Here is a 16,799-nt window from a genome sequence, read left to right as displayed (position 1 = left end):
CTCATGGGAGAGGCGATCGTGATCACTTCGGGTAAAGGCGGCGTGGGTAAAACAACCACCTCGGCAAACATCGGGACAGCGCTGGCGCTGCTCGGCAAAAAGGTTTGTCTGGTAGATACCGATATCGGCCTTCGTAATTTGGATGTCGTGATGGGACTCGAAAACCGTATTATTTACGATCTGTGCGACGTTGCGGACGGCCGCTGCCGTCTGAATCAGGCTTTGGTCAAAGACAAGCGTTTCGAAGAATTATATATGTTGCCTGCGGCGCAGACGAGAGATAAAAACTCAGTGTCGCCAGAACAGGTCAGGGATATTATCCTTGAATTGAAAAAAGATTTTGAATACGTCATTATTGATTGCCCAGCCGGCATAGAGCAGGGTTTCAAAAATGCGGTAGCAGGAGCAGATCAGGCCATCGTGGTCACTACACCGGAAAATGCTGCAGTACGTGATGCGGATCGTGTCATCGGCCTGCTGGAGAGTTCGCACATTCAATCACCAAAGCTGGTGGTGAATCGAATTCGCAATAATATGGTTAAATCGGGTGACATGTTAGATATCGATGGTATTTTACAAGTACTTAATATTGACCTGATTGGCATCGTGCCTGATGATGAACTGGTCATCAAAGCGGCCAATTCAGGAGAACCTACGGTCATGAATCCGGATTCACTTGCGGCGATTGCGTATCGCAACATTGCACGACGCATTCTGGGAGATACGGTCCCATTGATGCAGCTGGAGCAGAAAAAGGGAGCTTTTACTCGTTTCAAAAAGTTCTTGGGAATGGGTTAACTCATTTAAATGGACTTATTGATTATCTGATTACATGACAGCCGTGGCTTATAGCCCGGCTTTTTTTGTTACCTGCGGGCAGGCTTGTTCATATTATCAACCACCTCTTCATAGGATGTAGTAAACAAGCCTCGGCGGGAGGACATTCCATGAACACGAAACTCAGAATCAAGCAGAGACGAGAAGAACGCATTCGGCGACTGATGGATGGTGCCACTGTGGAGGTCTTACAGGAGCAGAAATTAGGTTCACTGTTGGACAAGAATGAGATCATACACCCAAAACCATTTACGCCTAGTGAGGGGACACAGGAAAGAGATCCGGAATGGTTGTGGAAAAAAGAGAATGGTCATTTCGTTCCAGGGGGGCATTCGAGATTCAACCTGTTCAAGTCACTTCTCAAACGGACGGTTATTAGCGCTTTGATATTTGGCGGAGTATGGGGTCTATTTCAGTTGGATACATCGTGGACGACATCACCCAAAACAGTAATTGCGGATGCACTCCATCGGGATATGGATTTTGCCTCAGCAGCGGCTTGGTATGAACGGCATTTTGGAGGAACGCCTTCGTTTCTTCCGGTCCTCGGACATACGACGGATGCTGTGAACGGATTGAAAGTAAGGCAGTTACTGGGCAAACCGATCTCAGGCACAGTGGTTCAGCCATTCGCGCTGAGCATGAAGGGAATTGAGATCGTTCCGGATGCCGCAGGTGCAGAACTTATACAGGTCGCAAGTTCTGATGCTGGGCGTGTCATGGAAGTTATCGGAGATGCAGCAAGTGGATTCACAGTTGTCATCCAACATACAGGCAATGTCACGGCAATATACGGTCGGCTGAACGAAAGTGAAGTGAACGTGAATGATTGGGTGGAAGCGGGGAATCCGGTGGGTAGTCTCAAGGCTAGGGGTGGTGAACAACCGGCCACGCTCTATTTTGCAGTCAAAGAGGGGGAGGAGTACGTAGACCCGGCGGAAGTTGTTGCCCTTGATTAGGGTGTGGGGAGTCCATATTACGTTTCATCCGTTTTTTGTAATTATCATGATGGCCTCCCTTCTGACTGGACATTTTATTGAGCTTATTACGTTGTTTGCCATCGTATTCATTCATGAATGTGGACATGCTGCGGCGGCAGCACTTCTGGGCTATCGTGTCTTGTCGATCCAGATGCTTCCTTTTGGAGGAGTTGCGGTTATCGAAGATGGAGGTACGATCACGGCCTACCGGGAAATCATGATTGCTCTGGCTGGTCCATTACAAAACATCCTGATGGTTGGCGTGGTTATGCTGTTGCAGTATGGCAATCTGGGCGATCCGGTATTTCTCAACTATATCATTCAGGGGAACCTGCTCATTGCCCTATTTAATCTGCTGCCTGTACTTCCTCTGGACGGAGGTAAAGTTGTTCAGGCACTTGTCAGTCTGTGGGCACCTTACTATACAACATTAATGTGGACTTACAGAATTAGCATTCTGTGTAGCGTAGGGGTTATTTTATATGCTATCAGCCGATGGTTTACTGGAGACTACGGCCTACCGCTCAACATTCTGTTAATCGGCCTTTTTTTGTTCTATTCCAACGTAACGGATTACCGAAATGTGCCCTATCGCTTTATTCGTTTTCTGATGAATCGAGAGGGTGCGTTTGCTCGTCACGCGGCTACTGGCAGTTTGGCGCAGCCAATAATCTCATTCCCGGCGAAACCTTTGGACACTATTTTGCGTCTATTAAAGAGAGAAAGATACCATATGGTATACGTGATGAACAGACAGGGTCGAATTATGGCCGTATTGCCTGAGCAACGGATTATCGGTTCCTATTTTCAACAAAATGGTAATAAATTGTAGTGTTCTGGTGGACCTGTTCTGAAATGGGTTAATATATGTACAATGAGAATTGAAAAGATACTGAAATGGATGTGGATGATTTGAATTGTCTTCTAGAGGTGAAGCCATGAAACAAATGATAGTACATAATGAACATAACCTCATGCAAATGGCGCTTCTGGAAGAAGGCAAAGCTGTGGAATTTACGGCAGAGCGTACACGTGATCGTGGACTGCTGGGTTCCTTTTTCAAGGGACGGGTCGTGAATGTGTTACCAGGTATGCAAGCTGCTTTTGTGGATATTGGTCAGAAAAAGAATGCGTTTCTCTATGTGGACGATGTGTTGCATCCCCATCTGGAGAAACAGCCCAAGGTGAAGCCTTCCATCTCGGAGTTGCTTCGTCCGGGTCAGGAAGTCATTGTTCAGGTTCTGAAAGAACCGGTAGGAGGCAAGGGAGCCCGGGTGACGACTCATTATTCACTCCCGGGCCGTTGGCTTGTCTACATGCCTGTTGCTGACTATGTAGCGGTATCCAAGAAAATTGCCCGTGAAGGGGATCGTTCCCGTCTTAAGGCACTTGGGGAGCAACTGAGGCGGGATGAAGAAGGACTTATTATTCGGACCGTATCTGGAGAAGAGCAGCATGAAGCCATTAAGTCGGACTTGGAAACATTACGCGCGCAGTGGTATCTGATTCGTGAAAAAGCGGACAGTTTGCCTTCACCAAGCCTCTTGCATCGGGATCATAGCATGGTACAGCGAATCATCAGAGATGTGTATACGCCAGGGAGTGACGAAGTCATCACTGATAGTGAAGGACAAGCCCGTGAGGTAAAAGCATTGCTCGAAGAGATTAGTCCTGGTCATCAACCCAAAGTACAGGTGTATCGAGGAACAGAATCCATCTTTGCTGCCTATGGTGTGCAGGAACAGTTGAATAAGGATTTTGCTCGGAAAGTGTGGTTGCCCGGAGGCGGATACATTGTTATTGATCATACCGAAGCTCTGACTGTAGTGGATGTGAACACAGGCAAATATACGGGAGCTGGCGGTGACAGTCTGGAAGAGACCGTGACAGAGACCAACATACAAGCAGCAGTGGAGATTGCTCGTCTGATGCGCCTGCGAGATATCGGTGGCATGATTATTGTCGACTTCATTGATATGGAGGAAGCATCGAATCGGCATGAAGTCGCAGCAACCTTGGAGGGTGAGCTCAAGAAGGATCGGACCAAAGCGTTTGTAATGGGTTGGACCAAGCTGGGTTTGCTCGAACTTACCCGTAAGAAAGTGCGGGAAGAGAGTACGTTGCCCTATGTGGAGCCGTGTTCTTCCTGTCATGGTACGGGAAAAAGATATATTTCACCATTACATTGATTTTTGATATATTGCGTGATATAATCTTCAAGTATGTGTTTAGCCTAATGGTCTTGCACATGCTGTAACCGCACTGGCCGGGTATAAGAACAGTTCCGCAAGGACACTGTCACCTGAGAACGGGCGAGTCTGAGACATGAGGAGGTGCAAGGCAAATGTACGCAATTATTGAAACAGGCGGCAAACAGTACAAAGTCCAAGAGGGCGATGTTCTGTTCATCGAGAAATTGACTGCGAACGATGGCGAAAGCGTAACGTTCGACCGTGTCCTGGCTGTATCTAACGATCAAGGTTTGACAGCAGGTACACCATTGATTTCTGGAGCTACTGTAACGGCTAAAGTGGAGAAACATGGCAAAGGACAAAAGGTTATCGTATACAAATACAAACCTAAAAAGAACTACCATGTGAAGCAAGGTCACCGTCAACCGTACACTAAAGTAACTATCGAAACAATCAAAGCGTAAAGAAGGTGCGATAAGTGATTATCGTTCAAATCTTTCGTGATGAGGACGGGAACATCGAACGTTTTTCCATTGAAGGGCATGCTAATTTTGCCAAGCGGGGAGAAGACATCGTATGTGCCGGGGTATCCGCTGTTACAGTGGGTACGGTGAACTCGATTGAAACATTGACCGGTGTCGAAATGGATGCCAAGATGAAGAATGGCTTTTTAAGTGGTTCTTTACCTTTGTTAGGGAGAGGGGAAACTTGGTCCCAGGTACAATTGTTACTCGAATCCATGGTGGTTATGCTCTCTAATATTGCAGAGTCATACGGGAAGTATATTAAAATACAGCAATTCAAATAATCAAAGAAGGAGGACAACCAATCATGTTGAAATTAAATCTTCAGTTATTCGCATCGAAAAAAGGTGTAGGTTCCACGAAGAACGGACGTGACAGTAATGCTCAACGTCTGGGTGTTAAACGTGCTGATGGTCAAACTGTAACTGGTGGTAGCATTCTCGTTCGCCAACGCGGAACGAAAATTCACCCAGGAACTAACGTTGGCATCGGTAAAGATGACACTTTGTTCGCGAAAATCGACGGCGTTGTAAAATTCGAACGTTGGGGACGCGACCGCAAAAAAGTAAGCATCTATCCTGTTAATGTTGCTCCTGTAGCAGCAGCAGTAGAAGCGTAATATCGGCATTCCGCCTAAGGAGCCTTCGGCATTTTTGCCGAAGGTTTTTTGTATTCAACGGTTATTCGATAATGAACTGGCAGAAAAGACATGTTATACTTGGTTACGGTGGGTGTAGACCAACCGAGTTTTGTAGAACGGGGAGAAGCCATGAAATCTTGGAAAAGAGTGCCGTGGATTGCGGCATGTTCACTTCTGATTCCTTTGGTTTTCGTTATGTTGTATCCGGCGATGATCTCAAGCGTCGTGTGCGCATTGTGGTCCGTCGCAGTATTGCTCATTTCTGTGAATGCGATGAAGAAACAGGCGGAGGCGGAACGCAGAGCCATCATACAATCCATGGAAAAAACAGCAATTGCTTCATTAAATCATCATCGACACGACTGGATGAACGACCTTCAGGTGTTATATGGATATCTTCGGCTGGGCAAACTTGATAAATCCTTGCAATGTGTGGAAAGAATAAAAGAGCGGGTTACAGAAGAAAGCCGAATCTCCAGATTAGGTATTCCTTCCCTCGTATTTTATCTTCAGTCTTTTCGTGCCAGTGGAATTGCGCTGGACTTGCATGTGGAAATAGAAGATGAGTTGCAGCTTAGTGCTCTGGTCTCTCCCGAGGATGGCGAGTCACTTACCGGGGCGATTGCTGATGCAATCAGGGCCTATCAATATGGCGGCGGCCGGTCTTCTTGGGGAGAGGTTCGCAAACTGACCTTAAACTTCGGACAGGATCATGGAGATGTGGTTGTCCGACTGGACGGGGATCAAACACCCGATCCGGAAACACTGCGGCAGCTTACTGCCGTACTCAAAGGAAAAAAAGTCAGAACGGAGCAGTTTCCGTCTGAGGATACGTTTATACAATTCAGAATGCCGTGTGGAATATAGGAAGAAGGGGTTAACCAATGTTTGTAGATAAAGCGAAGATTTATGTAAAAGCCGGAGATGGAGGGGACGGAATTATTTCGTTCCGTCGTGAGAAGTATGTACCAAACGGCGGACCTGCCGGGGGCGATGGAGGCAGAGGAGCTGACATCATTTTCCGCGTGGATGAAGGTTTGCGTACGTTGATGGATTTTCGTTACCAGCGTCACTTTAAGGCCCCACGTGGTGAGAAGGGACGTAACAAAAGTCAGCATGGTGCAAACGCGGAGAACATGATTGTGCGCATTCCACCAGGAACTATCATCTTGGATGAAGACAGTGGAGAAGTACTGGCGGATATGACACGTCACGGTCAACAGGTTGTTATTGCTCGTGGTGGTCGGGGCGGACGAGGGAACATCCGATTTGCTACACCGAACAATCCTGCACCTGAACTTGCTGAGAACGGTGAAGAAGGACAAGAGCGTTACATCGTACTCGAACTGAAAGTTATGGCAGATGTTGGTCTGGTTGGTTTCCCGAGTGTCGGGAAATCCACATTGCTTTCTGTCGTTTCGTCAGCCAAGCCAAAGATCGGTGCATACCATTTCACAACCATTACACCGAATCTGGGTGTAGTCGGTGTAGGAGAAGGCCGAAGCTTTGTCATGGCTGATCTGCCTGGACTGATTGAAGGTGCGCATGAAGGAGTCGGACTGGGACATGAGTTCCTGCGTCATGTCGAGCGTACTCGTATTATTGTTCATGTCGTAGATATGTCGGGTTCGGAAGGACGCGATCCTTTTGAAGACTGGCAGAAAATCAATGACGAATTGAAGTTGTACAATCCGCTTCTCGCCGAGAGAACGCAAGTTGTAGCAGCTAACAAGATGGATATGCCAGACTCTGAAGCGAACCTGGAGCAATTTTTACAGCAAGTTCGTGAAGTGCAACCTGATATTGAAGTGATGCCAATTTCATCCTTGACTCGTAAAGGGATTCAAGAACTTCTGTATCGTGCAGCTGATCTGCTGGATCAGGCTCCAGACGAGCGAGTGGTTGAAGAGGTAGCAGATGTATCTGAACGTAAAGTATACAGTCTGGACAAAAAAGAAGACGATGGTTTCAAAATTGTGCGTGAGAATGAAATGTTCGTTGTCGAAAGTGCCAAGATTGACCGCATGATGAAACGGATGCAACTGAACTCGCACGAGGCTATACTGAAACTCGCACGTACACTGCGTTATATGGGTGTGGATGCTGAGTTGCGTAAGCGCGGAGCTGTAGAAGGCACCATCGTTCGTATTGGAGACTTTGAATTCGAATTCGTGGAAGGTAGCAGTTACTACTAAGTAGCCGTCTTCCGTGGAGAGACAGATTGATATAGGAACGCAGAGAAGTGGGAAGTTGACCCGCAACTCTGCGTTTTTTTTGTTTTTTCCTGACATGGGAGAGGGATAAACTTGTATACTGTGAGGAACGTATTTCAAAAAATAGGCGTGTCATGTATTGCCCTTTTGTCATAGATCCTATATAATGTCCACTATATGAATACATGAGTCTTTGAGGAGAGGACGTTCTGTGAACGAACGCTATTACTTAGTACGGGAAGATATTTTACCAGAGGCAGTGGTGAAGACCATGCAGGTAAAAGAACTACTGGCTTCTGGTGATGTTAAAACAGTGCATGAGGCGGTTGAACAGGTCGGATTAAGCCGGAGTGCCTTTTACAAGTACAAGGATGGGATTCATCTGATCAACCAGCTTGAGCGCGAGAGAATTGTAACGATCTCCATTGATCTGGAGCATCAGTCAGGGATCTTGTCTCGTGTGCTTGGACATGTAGCTGGTTATGGAGCTAATGTACTCACGATTAATCAGAGTATCCCGCTTCAGGGAAGAGCCAATGTTGTCATTTCGGTGGAAACAACACATCTTCATGGCGAAATTGGTGAAATGCTGGATCGAATGCAAGATATGCCTGGCGTAAGACGTACACGTATTGTAGGCCAAGGGTAATTAGGCTTTAACATACAGGACTGACGGACAAGAATAGACATTAGGGGGTAGATCGTTAGTGAAACCGGTAAAAGTCGGATTGTTGGGTCTGGGAACTGTCGGAACGGGAGTCGTTCGCATTGTGGAAGGGAATCAGGAGGATCTGAGCAGTCAGGTTGGATCGCCGATTGTCATCGAGAAGATCGCAGTGAAAAATACTGAGAAAGAACGTGTTATTGCTGTAGACCGTGCCAAGCTTACGGAAGATCCTTGGGAAGTCATTCGTCATCCGGATATTGATGTCATCGTTGAAGTCATGGGCGGCATTGATCAGACGAAGGAGTATATTCTTGAAGCGTTGGAACGTGGGAAACATATCGTAACAGCAAACAAAGATCTCATGGCACTGCATGGTACAGAGATTTTGGCGAAGGCACAGGAAAAACAATGTGACGTGTTCTATGAGGCGAGTGTTGCTGGAGGGATTCCAATCATTCGTACGCTGATTGAAGGTTTCTCTTCTGATCGGATTACCCGCATTATGGGGATTGTGAACGGAACAACGAACTTTATTCTGACCAAAATGAGTCAGGAAGGTGCATCCTATGAAGAAGTACTGGCTGAAGCACAGGCTCTGGGATACGCCGAATCCGATCCAACTTCCGATGTGGAGGGACTTGACGCAGCTCGCAAAATGGCGATATTGAGTACACTCGGTTTCCGCACCAATGTGGAGTTGAAGGATGTAACCGTTAAAGGAATATCCTCCGTAACTCGAGAAGACATTATGTATGCCAAAAGATTGGGCTATGAGATGAAGTTACTTGGTATTGCGGACCGTATTGGCGATGAGATCACGATCAGCGTTCAGCCGACAATGGTTAGACAGAATCACCCGATTGCTTCAGTCAACGGTGTGTTCAACGCAGTATATGTACACGGTGAAGCTGTAGGGGAGACGATGTTCTACGGTGCGGGTGCGGGAGAACTCCCAACGGCAACTTCGGTTGTAGCTGACATTGTGGCGGTTACCAAAAACCTTAAACTTGGCGTGAACGGTCTCAAAGCAATTGTGCCTTATAAGATTAAGCGACTACAAAGCGACGAGCAGATCGTGTCGAAAAACTTTATTTTACTACACGTAGACGACAAAGCCGGTGTATTGGCACAAATCACACAAATTTTCGCAGAATATGATGTCAGTCTGGCGTCGGTTGTTCAACAGCCGAATGAGCACAACCCGGATGCCGAGATCATTATCGTTACACATAATGCAAGTAAGGCAAGCATGGATAAAGTGTTAAAACATTTTGAATCACTCAGCGTCATTCGCCGCATTAAGAGTGTCTACCGGGTCGAAGGATAATTGTCCTTATCCCATACGACATCTCAATTATTTCAGTTATAACGTACAAGTTAATCATATCCGGTTCAACAGGTCATCATTTCAGATTATTAAAACATAAAGGAGTTTACCCACAATGAGATATCAAGGACTTTTGCAAACGTACAGAGAGCACCTTCCAGTTAATGAAAATACACCCCTGCTTACACTTCAGGAAGGAAATACACCGTTGATTCATGCAGAGAATCTGTCTGAGGAGCTCGGTTTGAATGTTTACTTCAAATACGAAGGTTTGAACCCTACGGGATCTTTCAAAGACCGCGGTATGGTTATGGCAGTTGCCAAAGCTATGGAAGAGGGCAGCCGTACGATCATGTGTGCATCCACAGGTAATACATCAGCAGCTGCAGCGGCCTACGCCGCACGTGGTGGCCTCAATTGTATCGTACTGATCCCGAATAACAACATTGCACTGGGTAAACTGGCCCAAGCCATGATCTATGGAGCTAAGGTGATTGCGATCAATGGTAACTTTGACCGTGCACTGGAGATTGTGCGTGAGATCACAGCCAAACATCCGATCACACTTGTAAACTCTGTGAATCCGTTCCGGATTGAAGGACAGAAGACAGCAGCGTTTGAAGTAATTGAACAACTGGGCGAAGCGCCTGACGTTCTGGCTATCCCAGTCGGTAATGCGGGTAATATCTCGGCTTATTGGAAAGGTTTCAAAGAATATAAAGAGGCAGGCAAGTCCAGCACGCTTCCACGTATGGTTGGTTTTGAAGCTGAAGGTGCAATGGCCATTGTCAAAGATGAGCCGATCCTTGAACCTGAAACAGTAGCAACAGCGATTCGAATCGGTAATCCGGCGAGCTGGAAAACGGCAGTAGCTGCAGCTGAGGAATCTGGTGGACAGATCAACTATGTAACGGATGAACAAATCCTGACAGCGTATCGTACACTTGCTTCTCGGGAAGGAATTTTTGCTGAACCTGCTTCTGCGGCTTCCCTTGCCGGTGTATACAAACTGAAGAGTGAAGGGTACTTTAAAGGCGGAGAGACTGTAGTTTGTGTACTGACAGGTAATGGCCTGAAAGATCCTAATATTGCGATCAAAACGGTAGCGACTGAGCCGCTTGTTGTTGAAGATACGGAAGAAGCAGTAATGGCGGCTATTGCACAACTGGAGCAGCAATCTGTATGAGTTTGCGTGAAAAGGTAACCGTAAAAATACCTGCAAGCACAGCCAATCTAGGTCCAGGGTTTGATACCCTGGGCATGGCATTGTCTTTGTATGCCTGGTTGGAAATGAAACCTGCCGAGCAGACGTCATTTCATCTTCACGGCAATCATTTGACAGGCCTGCCAACAGACAAATCGAATTTGATTTACGAAGTGGCACAGATGGTATTCAACGAAGCTGGGGTGTCCATCCCTGAATTGGAGATTTCCATGTATTCCGATATTCCGCTTACGCGGGGACTCGGGAGCAGTGCATCGGCCATCGTTGGTGCATTGGCAGCAGCGAATGCATTAATTGGTGCACCTTTATCCGATGCCAAGCTTCTGGATATGGCCACATCCCTCGAGAAGCATCCTGATAATGTGGGAGCATCTCTGTATGGCGGTATTATTACGGCTGCATGGAATGGTCAACAGGTAGATCATATACGTATTGAACCACACCAGGATCTGCAGGCTTTGGTTATTGTACCTGAATTCCAGCTGTCTACTTCAAAAGCAAGGAATGTGATTCCAGAGCAATTTGGCATGTCTGATGTGGTGCATAACATTAGCAGATCTTCACTGCTCGTTGCCGCTTTGGCGAGTGGACGACTGGATATGATTCAGAAGGCGATGTCAGATCGAATTCACCAACCATATCGGGCATCATTGGTGCCAGGCATGGCTGAGATATTGGAACATGCTGTTGATCATGGAGCGTTGGGAGCTGCCCTGAGCGGAGCTGGCCCGACCGTATTGACTTTGGTAGATCGTCATGACACCCGCAAAGCGGGATTGGAACAATATTTGCTGGACACCATGGAGCGGGAGGGCATATCAGCTTCTGCACTGTGGCTCAATCCGGATTTGGACGGTGTAACCGTGCTGCCTGATCAAGACGAACGTCCTTTTCTGGACAGAATCAAAGGGGAAGTTAATGCATGAAACGAATTGCAGTATTACCTGAAGGCTCAGTCTCTCATGAGGCAATTGATTTCCTTTTCAACGGGGAACCATTAGATTTGCTTCACTCCAAGCTCATTTCGGATGTTTTTCGAGCAACGGATAGCGGGATTGCACAATACAGTGTCATTCCGATTGAAAATACCATTGAAGGTTCTGTTAGTCTTCATATGGACTGGCTTGTGAATGAAGTAGACATTCCGATGCAAGCAGAGTGGGTATACCCATCCATCCAGAATGTGATTGGACATGGCTCGGAATTTAAGACAGAGAGTGGCGAGTATGATTTTGGTAGAATCACCAAGATTATGTCTCACCCTGTGGCTATTCCGCAGTGTCAGAATTTTATTCGGCTGCATTCGCCTGGGGCCGACCTTGAAGGTGTGAACAGTACAGCCGAAGCTGTAGAAATTGTGAAAAAAAATCCGGGTAAGGGCTGGGTGGCGATCGGTACAAAGCTTGCTGCTCAGAAGCATGGTCTGGACATTATGGCTGAGCGGGTTACAGATCATGACAACAACTACACTCGTTTTGTGCTCATCGGCCATGAACCTGTAAACATTCCACGTGAACCGGATCATGTAAAAACCAGCTTGCTGGTGACGTTGCCAGAAGATGCACCGGGTGCGTTGCATCAGGTATTGTCAGCTTTTGCATGGCGGAAGCTGAACTTGACCCGTCTCGAATCTCGTCCAACGAAGAAACGATTGGGCAGTTACTATTTTTACATTGATGTTGTGGAAACGGTCGATTCGGTATTGCTTACCGCAGCCATGGCAGAGATTGAAGCATTGAATTGTCAGGTGCGTGTTCTGGGTAGCTATCCTTGTTATACATATCCTTCGAGATAATTGACCTGATGGTGTTTGGGAATGTTAGAAGGTTGTCATAAGTCGGGGTAGAATGAGCGAGTAATGGCTTGTCATTTGGTGTACAATGGACGGGTTAATAACGTTTCGGAGTACAGGGAATGGATATTTTATGGAGGTGCAGTCATCAGTGGCAGAACAATGGATCTATTTGGATGGTCAGTATGTGACCAAGGAGAACGCAACCGTTTCGGTGTATGATCATGGATTTTTGTATGGAGACGGGATTTTCGAAGGTATTCGGATCTATAACGGAAATATTTTCAGATGTAAGGCCCACTTGGATCGTTTGTATGATTCGGCAAAATCCATTAGTTTGAACATTCCGCTGTCCATTGATGAGATGCTGGAAGTCATGGCTGAAACGGTACGCCGCAATGATATGCGTAATGGTTATATTCGTCTTATTGTATCGCGTGGCCCTGGTAATCTGGGGTTGGACCCGTTACGTTGCCCTAAGGCATCCGTAATCATCATCGTGGAGCAATTGGCGATCTATCCGGAGGAAGCTTATCTTACTGGATTGAAAGCAGTTTCTGTATCCCAACGCCGGAACATTCCGGACGCATTGAATCCAAAAATTAAATCGTTAAACTATCTGAATAACATCCTGGTTAAAATCCAGTCTAACTATTCAGGTGCCGGTGAAGCGATTATGCTGAACTCCCAAGGTTACGTAACTGAGGGTTCAAGTGATAACATCTTCATCATCAAAAATGGTGTAGTGTACACGCCGCCTTGTTATCTCGGAGCACTTGAAGGGATTACACGTCAAGCGATTATCGATCTATGTGGCGAACTGGAGCTTGAATTAAAAGAAGTGCCATTCACCCTGCATGATGTGTATATCGCAGACGAAGTCTTTTTCACCGGGACAGCTGCAGAAGTTATCGCTGCATATGAAGTCGATGGAAGAACAATTGGCACGGGAGTAGCAGGTCCGGTAACGCTGAGACTGCTGGAAGCATTCCGTCAGATTGTTGACAAAGATGGATATAAAGTGTGGGAATCTTAAGTTAGAATTGCATAACATAGGGAACAGGAATCCTCCTTGTCCGATAAAATTCTGCATACCTGGCGTATGGGGATTTTAGAGACAGGAGGATTTTTTTTGTTTAGTTGATGTCATTAGCCCGGTTTCTGCATAGGATGTAGTAACGGTATGGGCGAATGTACTGCCCAAGTATGACGTCTAGGAGGTTAGTTCCCTGTGAAAATACACATGGTGAAAAAAGGCGACACATTATATCTGCTGTCCCAAAAATACAATGTAGCGCTGGACAAATTGATCGCGGCTAATCCGCAAATCACAAATCCCGACAAGCTGGATATTGGCATGAAGGTCAAAATCCCTGCAGAGCCAGTAACACCGAAACCGGAGGGTGTGCTCCACAGTCACAAGGTGCAACAAGGAGATTCGTTATGGAAGTTGGCACAAGCCTGGGGAGTTCCTTTAAAAGACATGGTCAATGCCAATCCACAGTTGAAAAATCCGAACGCTCTGCTGGTGGGGGAGACAGTTTATATTCCATCTATGCACGCACAAGGAAACAGCACATCTAATTCGGGTGCCAGCAATATTGCTGCTCATGAAAAGTTGTCACCTGAAGGTAAGGAATACACGGGAGTCAAAGAACCGGAACCACCGGCTCCAGTAGCGCCAACTCCCCCTGCTCCGGTAGCAGAGGTTCCTGTTCCGGTGCCTGCTCCACCACCAGCCAATATGGAGAAGCCGAATGTGAAGCCTGAACTGGAGGTACTGCCCCAGTTACCGGAGCTTCCTGAAGTGAAACCCGAAAAGGAAACGCATAAAAAAGAAGAGGTTAAACCCGAAGTTTATGTAAAACCGGTAGCAGAATCCAAGAAATACACAATGCCTAATCTTTCGCCTGAAATTATGCCTTTGCCTGTAATGCCTAACACAAAGTCTCCAACTGAGGTTGCACCAGCAACGAAAAAGCCTTGTGGTTGTGGTAATAAGTTGCATCATGCGCCAGCCGAGCACCCTTATGTTCAAATCCCGGTTCCTGTACAAGAGGTGTATGGTGCTCAGCAAGACATGTACACGGCTGGAGCGAGTAACAATGCATCGTTTCCAGGGATTCTGGAAGTTAGTCCTTATAGTGGCAGCGATCTGCCTAACAGTCCGTGGACTGGCGCGGAGCAGGGTTATAACCACAATAACGTTATGCCGAATCTGTCCGCAGACATGCAAAACAACTCATTTCCGATTGCGCCAGCTGGCGAAGTGAATAGTCCATTCCCAACGTATGTAGCACCTAGTCATATGAATCATCAGCCGCCTTTCATATCTCCATACTCAATGCTTCCGTACCCTCCATGCGGATGTGGCTCACATACACATATGCCTCAGTATACTTATCCTTCTCATGGTTATCAGGATCCGGCATGGAATATGTACGGTCCTTCGTACGGTATGCCGCCTGAAATGTCCACATCAACGATGCCAAACCAGCCTATTGAGTATGCTTATCAGAATCCGTACCCTACTCAGAACATGGTTCCCCCATCCCCGCTTGGAGCATTTGGTGAAATGTATCCTCCTCAGGGGCAAGGGAAGGGTGGCAAAAAAGGGGGGCGTGAAGACGCTAACTTAAGTCAGGTAATTGAAGAGGTTGGATCAGATTCGGAAGGGAAGTCTAAGCAAGCAGGGAATAAGCCGGCCGCTGCAAAACGCAGAACAAGCAAGGCTCCTCTGAAGAATAAATCCAAGGTATCCGTGTCCGGGAAAATATCCAGAGAGGGTGCAGCTACTTCCAACCAACGGAAATCCGATAAAAAGCGTCGTAATCCATGGATACAAAACTAACCTGAGGATTTGATTGATGAATAAGTGAGGGACCTGTTATATAAGCGGGAAGCCAGCTCTGTAATAGAGAGCTGGCTTCCCGCTTACTTGAGTGAACATTGAGTTGCACATAACGGAGATAGTTGCTCAGGAAATAATAGAAAGCATTTTATTAAGAAGCTATTGTAAACCCTTTCATAAATGTGTTAAAATATTTGTACCCTATGAGCATGACCTAATATGATAGGACAAGATAGGGAACGGATATGATAGCTTTAGCTAATGTAAAACTACTAAAGAAAAGAAATGAAAAAAAACTGTTGCATTACATTCAGCCGTATGATATATTATTTAAGTCGCCGCTGAAATACACGGCTGACACGGGAAACACAAGAGATATTGAAATAAGTTTGATCTTTGAAAACTGAACAACGAGTGAGTAAGCATTCTGCTTGCAGAATGAACGCGAAAGTTTGAAACAAGCCTTGGCTTGAATCGACTGGAGCACAAATGAGATTTTAATCTCGTCAGATTCAAAATGAGCTTATCGCTCTTTTCAATACTTTATTGGAGAGTTTGATCCTGGCTCAGGACGAACGCTGGCGGCATGCCTAATACATGCAAGTCGAGCGGAGTTGATAGGAAGCTTGCTTCCTTGATACTTAGCGGCGGACGGGTGAGTAACACGTAGGCAACCTGCCCTCAAGCTTGGGACAACTACCGGAAACGGTAGCTAATACCGAATAGTTGTTTTCTTCGCCTGAAGGAAACTGGAAAGACGGAGCAATCTGTCACTTGGGGATGGGCCTGCGGCGCATTAGCTAGTTGGTGAGGTAACGGCTCACCAAGGCGACGATGCGTAGCCGACCTGAGAGGGTGATCGGCCACACTGGGACTGAGACACGGCCCAGACTCCTACGGGAGGCAGCAGTAGGGAATCTTCCGCAATGGGCGAAAGCCTGACGGAGCAATGCCGCGTGAGTGATGAAGGTTTTCGGATCGTAAAGCTCTGTTGCCAGGGAAGAACGCTTGGGAGAGTAACTGCTCTCAAGGTGACGGTACCTGAGAAGAAAGCCCCGGCTAACTACGTGCCAGCAGCCGCGGTAATACGTAGGGGGCAAGCGTTGTCCGGAATTATTGGGCGTAAAGCGCGCGCAGGCGGTCATTTAAGTCTGGTGTTTAATCCCGGGGCTCAACCCCGGATCGCACTGGAAACTGGGTGACTTGAGTGCAGAAGAGGAGAGTGGAATTCCACGTGTAGCGGTGAAATGCGTAGATATGTGGAGGAACACCAGTGGCGAAGGCGACTCTCTGGGCTGTAACTGACGCTGAGGCGCGAAAGCGTGGGGAGCAAACAGGATTAGATACCCTGGTAGTCCACGCCGTAAACGATGAGTGCTAGGTGTTAGGGGTTTCGATACCCTTGGTGCCGAAGTTAACACATTAAGCACTCCGCCTGGGGAGTACGGTCGCAAGACTGAAACTCAAAGGAATTGACGGGGACCCGCACAAGCAGTGGAGTATGTGGTTTAATTCGAAGCAACGCGAAGAACCTTACCAGGTCTTGACATC

General features: G+C 46.9%; 16 protein-coding genes, 1 rRNA gene and 1 other annotated feature. All 17 genes read left to right on the top strand.

Annotation, left to right across the window (positions count from 1 at the left end):
* Nucleotides 1-3 precede the first annotated feature (3 nt).
* Nucleotides 4-798: a septum site-determining protein MinD gene (gene minD, locus EL84_RS06975; RefSeq protein WP_036605908.1), complete on the top strand. Its 795-nt coding sequence runs from the start codon at nucleotides 4-6 to the stop codon at nucleotides 796-798.
* Nucleotides 799-947: 149 nt separating this feature from the next.
* The gene (locus EL84_RS06970; protein ID WP_047841181.1) at nucleotides 948-1,796 is read left to right on the top strand and encodes a M23 family metallopeptidase; all 849 of its coding nucleotides are present in this window, start codon (nucleotides 948-950) and stop codon (nucleotides 1,794-1,796) included.
* A complete protein-coding gene (locus tag EL84_RS06965; RefSeq protein WP_036605910.1) occupies nucleotides 1,789-2,649 on the top strand; it encodes a M50 family metallopeptidase in 861 nt (286 codons plus the stop codon). Before EL84_RS06970 ends, EL84_RS06965 begins: the two co-directional genes overlap by 8 nt.
* A 106-nt stretch (nucleotides 2,650-2,755) precedes the next feature.
* On the top strand, nucleotides 2,756-4,006 hold the full coding sequence (locus EL84_RS06960) for an Rne/Rng family ribonuclease (RefSeq protein ID WP_036605911.1): 1,251 nt from the start codon (nucleotides 2,756-2,758) through the stop codon (nucleotides 4,004-4,006).
* A gap of 56 nt (nucleotides 4,007-4,062) precedes the next feature.
* Nucleotides 4,063-4,147: a sequence feature (ribosomal protein L21 leader region), on the top strand.
* Between the two features lie 14 nt (nucleotides 4,148-4,161).
* Nucleotides 4,162-4,473, top strand: a complete 312-nt coding sequence (rplU, locus tag EL84_RS06955; RefSeq protein WP_017692620.1) for a 50S ribosomal protein L21 — start codon at nucleotides 4,162-4,164, stop codon at nucleotides 4,471-4,473.
* Between the two features lie 14 nt (nucleotides 4,474-4,487).
* On the top strand, nucleotides 4,488-4,817 hold the full coding sequence (locus EL84_RS06950; protein ID WP_047841180.1) for a ribosomal-processing cysteine protease Prp: 330 nt from the start codon (nucleotides 4,488-4,490) through the stop codon (nucleotides 4,815-4,817).
* A 23-nt stretch (nucleotides 4,818-4,840) separates the two neighbouring features.
* Complete coding sequence (gene rpmA / locus EL84_RS06945) at nucleotides 4,841-5,152, top strand: 50S ribosomal protein L27 (protein WP_017692622.1); 312 nt, start codon at nucleotides 4,841-4,843, stop codon at nucleotides 5,150-5,152.
* A 90-nt stretch (nucleotides 5,153-5,242) separates the two neighbouring features.
* Nucleotides 5,243-6,040 (top strand): Spo0B domain-containing protein, encoded by a 798-nt coding sequence (locus EL84_RS06940; protein WP_235193928.1) that lies wholly within the window; start codon nucleotides 5,243-5,245, stop codon nucleotides 6,038-6,040.
* 17 nt (nucleotides 6,041-6,057) lie between these two features.
* Nucleotides 6,058-7,368: a GTPase ObgE gene (obgE, locus tag EL84_RS06935; RefSeq protein ID WP_036673545.1), complete on the top strand. Its 1,311-nt coding sequence runs from the start codon at nucleotides 6,058-6,060 to the stop codon at nucleotides 7,366-7,368.
* Nucleotides 7,369-7,597: 229 nt separating this feature from the next.
* Nucleotides 7,598-8,035 (top strand): ACT domain-containing protein, encoded by a 438-nt coding sequence (locus EL84_RS06930; RefSeq protein ID WP_017692625.1) that lies wholly within the window; start codon nucleotides 7,598-7,600, stop codon nucleotides 8,033-8,035.
* A 58-nt stretch (nucleotides 8,036-8,093) separates the two neighbouring features.
* Nucleotides 8,094-9,380 carry a homoserine dehydrogenase gene (locus tag EL84_RS06925; RefSeq protein WP_017692626.1) on the top strand — a complete coding sequence of 429 codons (1,287 nt, stop codon included), beginning with the start codon at nucleotides 8,094-8,096 and terminating at the stop codon, nucleotides 9,378-9,380.
* 115 nt (nucleotides 9,381-9,495) lie between these two features.
* A complete protein-coding gene (gene thrC / locus EL84_RS06920; protein WP_047841179.1) occupies nucleotides 9,496-10,566 on the top strand; it encodes a threonine synthase in 1,071 nt (356 codons plus the stop codon).
* Complete coding sequence (gene thrB, locus EL84_RS06915; protein ID WP_047841178.1) at nucleotides 10,563-11,531, top strand: homoserine kinase; 969 nt, start codon at nucleotides 10,563-10,565, stop codon at nucleotides 11,529-11,531. Before thrC ends, thrB begins: the two co-directional genes overlap by 4 nt.
* Entirely contained in the window at nucleotides 11,528-12,400 is an 873-nt protein-coding gene (pheA, locus tag EL84_RS06910) for a prephenate dehydratase (RefSeq protein ID WP_047841177.1), read from the top strand. The genes thrB and pheA overlap by 4 nt, the downstream gene beginning before the upstream one ends.
* Before the next feature lie 148 nt (nucleotides 12,401-12,548).
* Nucleotides 12,549-13,433: a branched-chain-amino-acid transaminase gene (gene ilvE / locus EL84_RS06905; protein WP_017692630.1), complete on the top strand. Its 885-nt coding sequence runs from the start codon at nucleotides 12,549-12,551 to the stop codon at nucleotides 13,431-13,433.
* Between the two features lie 195 nt (nucleotides 13,434-13,628).
* On the top strand, nucleotides 13,629-15,248 hold the full coding sequence (locus tag EL84_RS30740; RefSeq protein WP_053061405.1) for a LysM peptidoglycan-binding domain-containing protein: 1,620 nt from the start codon (nucleotides 13,629-13,631) through the stop codon (nucleotides 15,246-15,248).
* A gap of 543 nt (nucleotides 15,249-15,791) precedes the next feature.
* Nucleotides 15,792-16,799 (top strand): 16S ribosomal RNA (locus tag EL84_RS06895); the annotation flags it as partial.

The sequence above is a fragment of the Paenibacillus sp. VT-400 genome, from assembly GCF_001029205.1.
GTDB classification, from domain to species: Bacteria; Bacillota; Bacilli; order Paenibacillales; family Paenibacillaceae; genus Paenibacillus; species Paenibacillus amylolyticus.
This window is presented reverse-complemented; position numbering and strand designations above follow the sequence as displayed.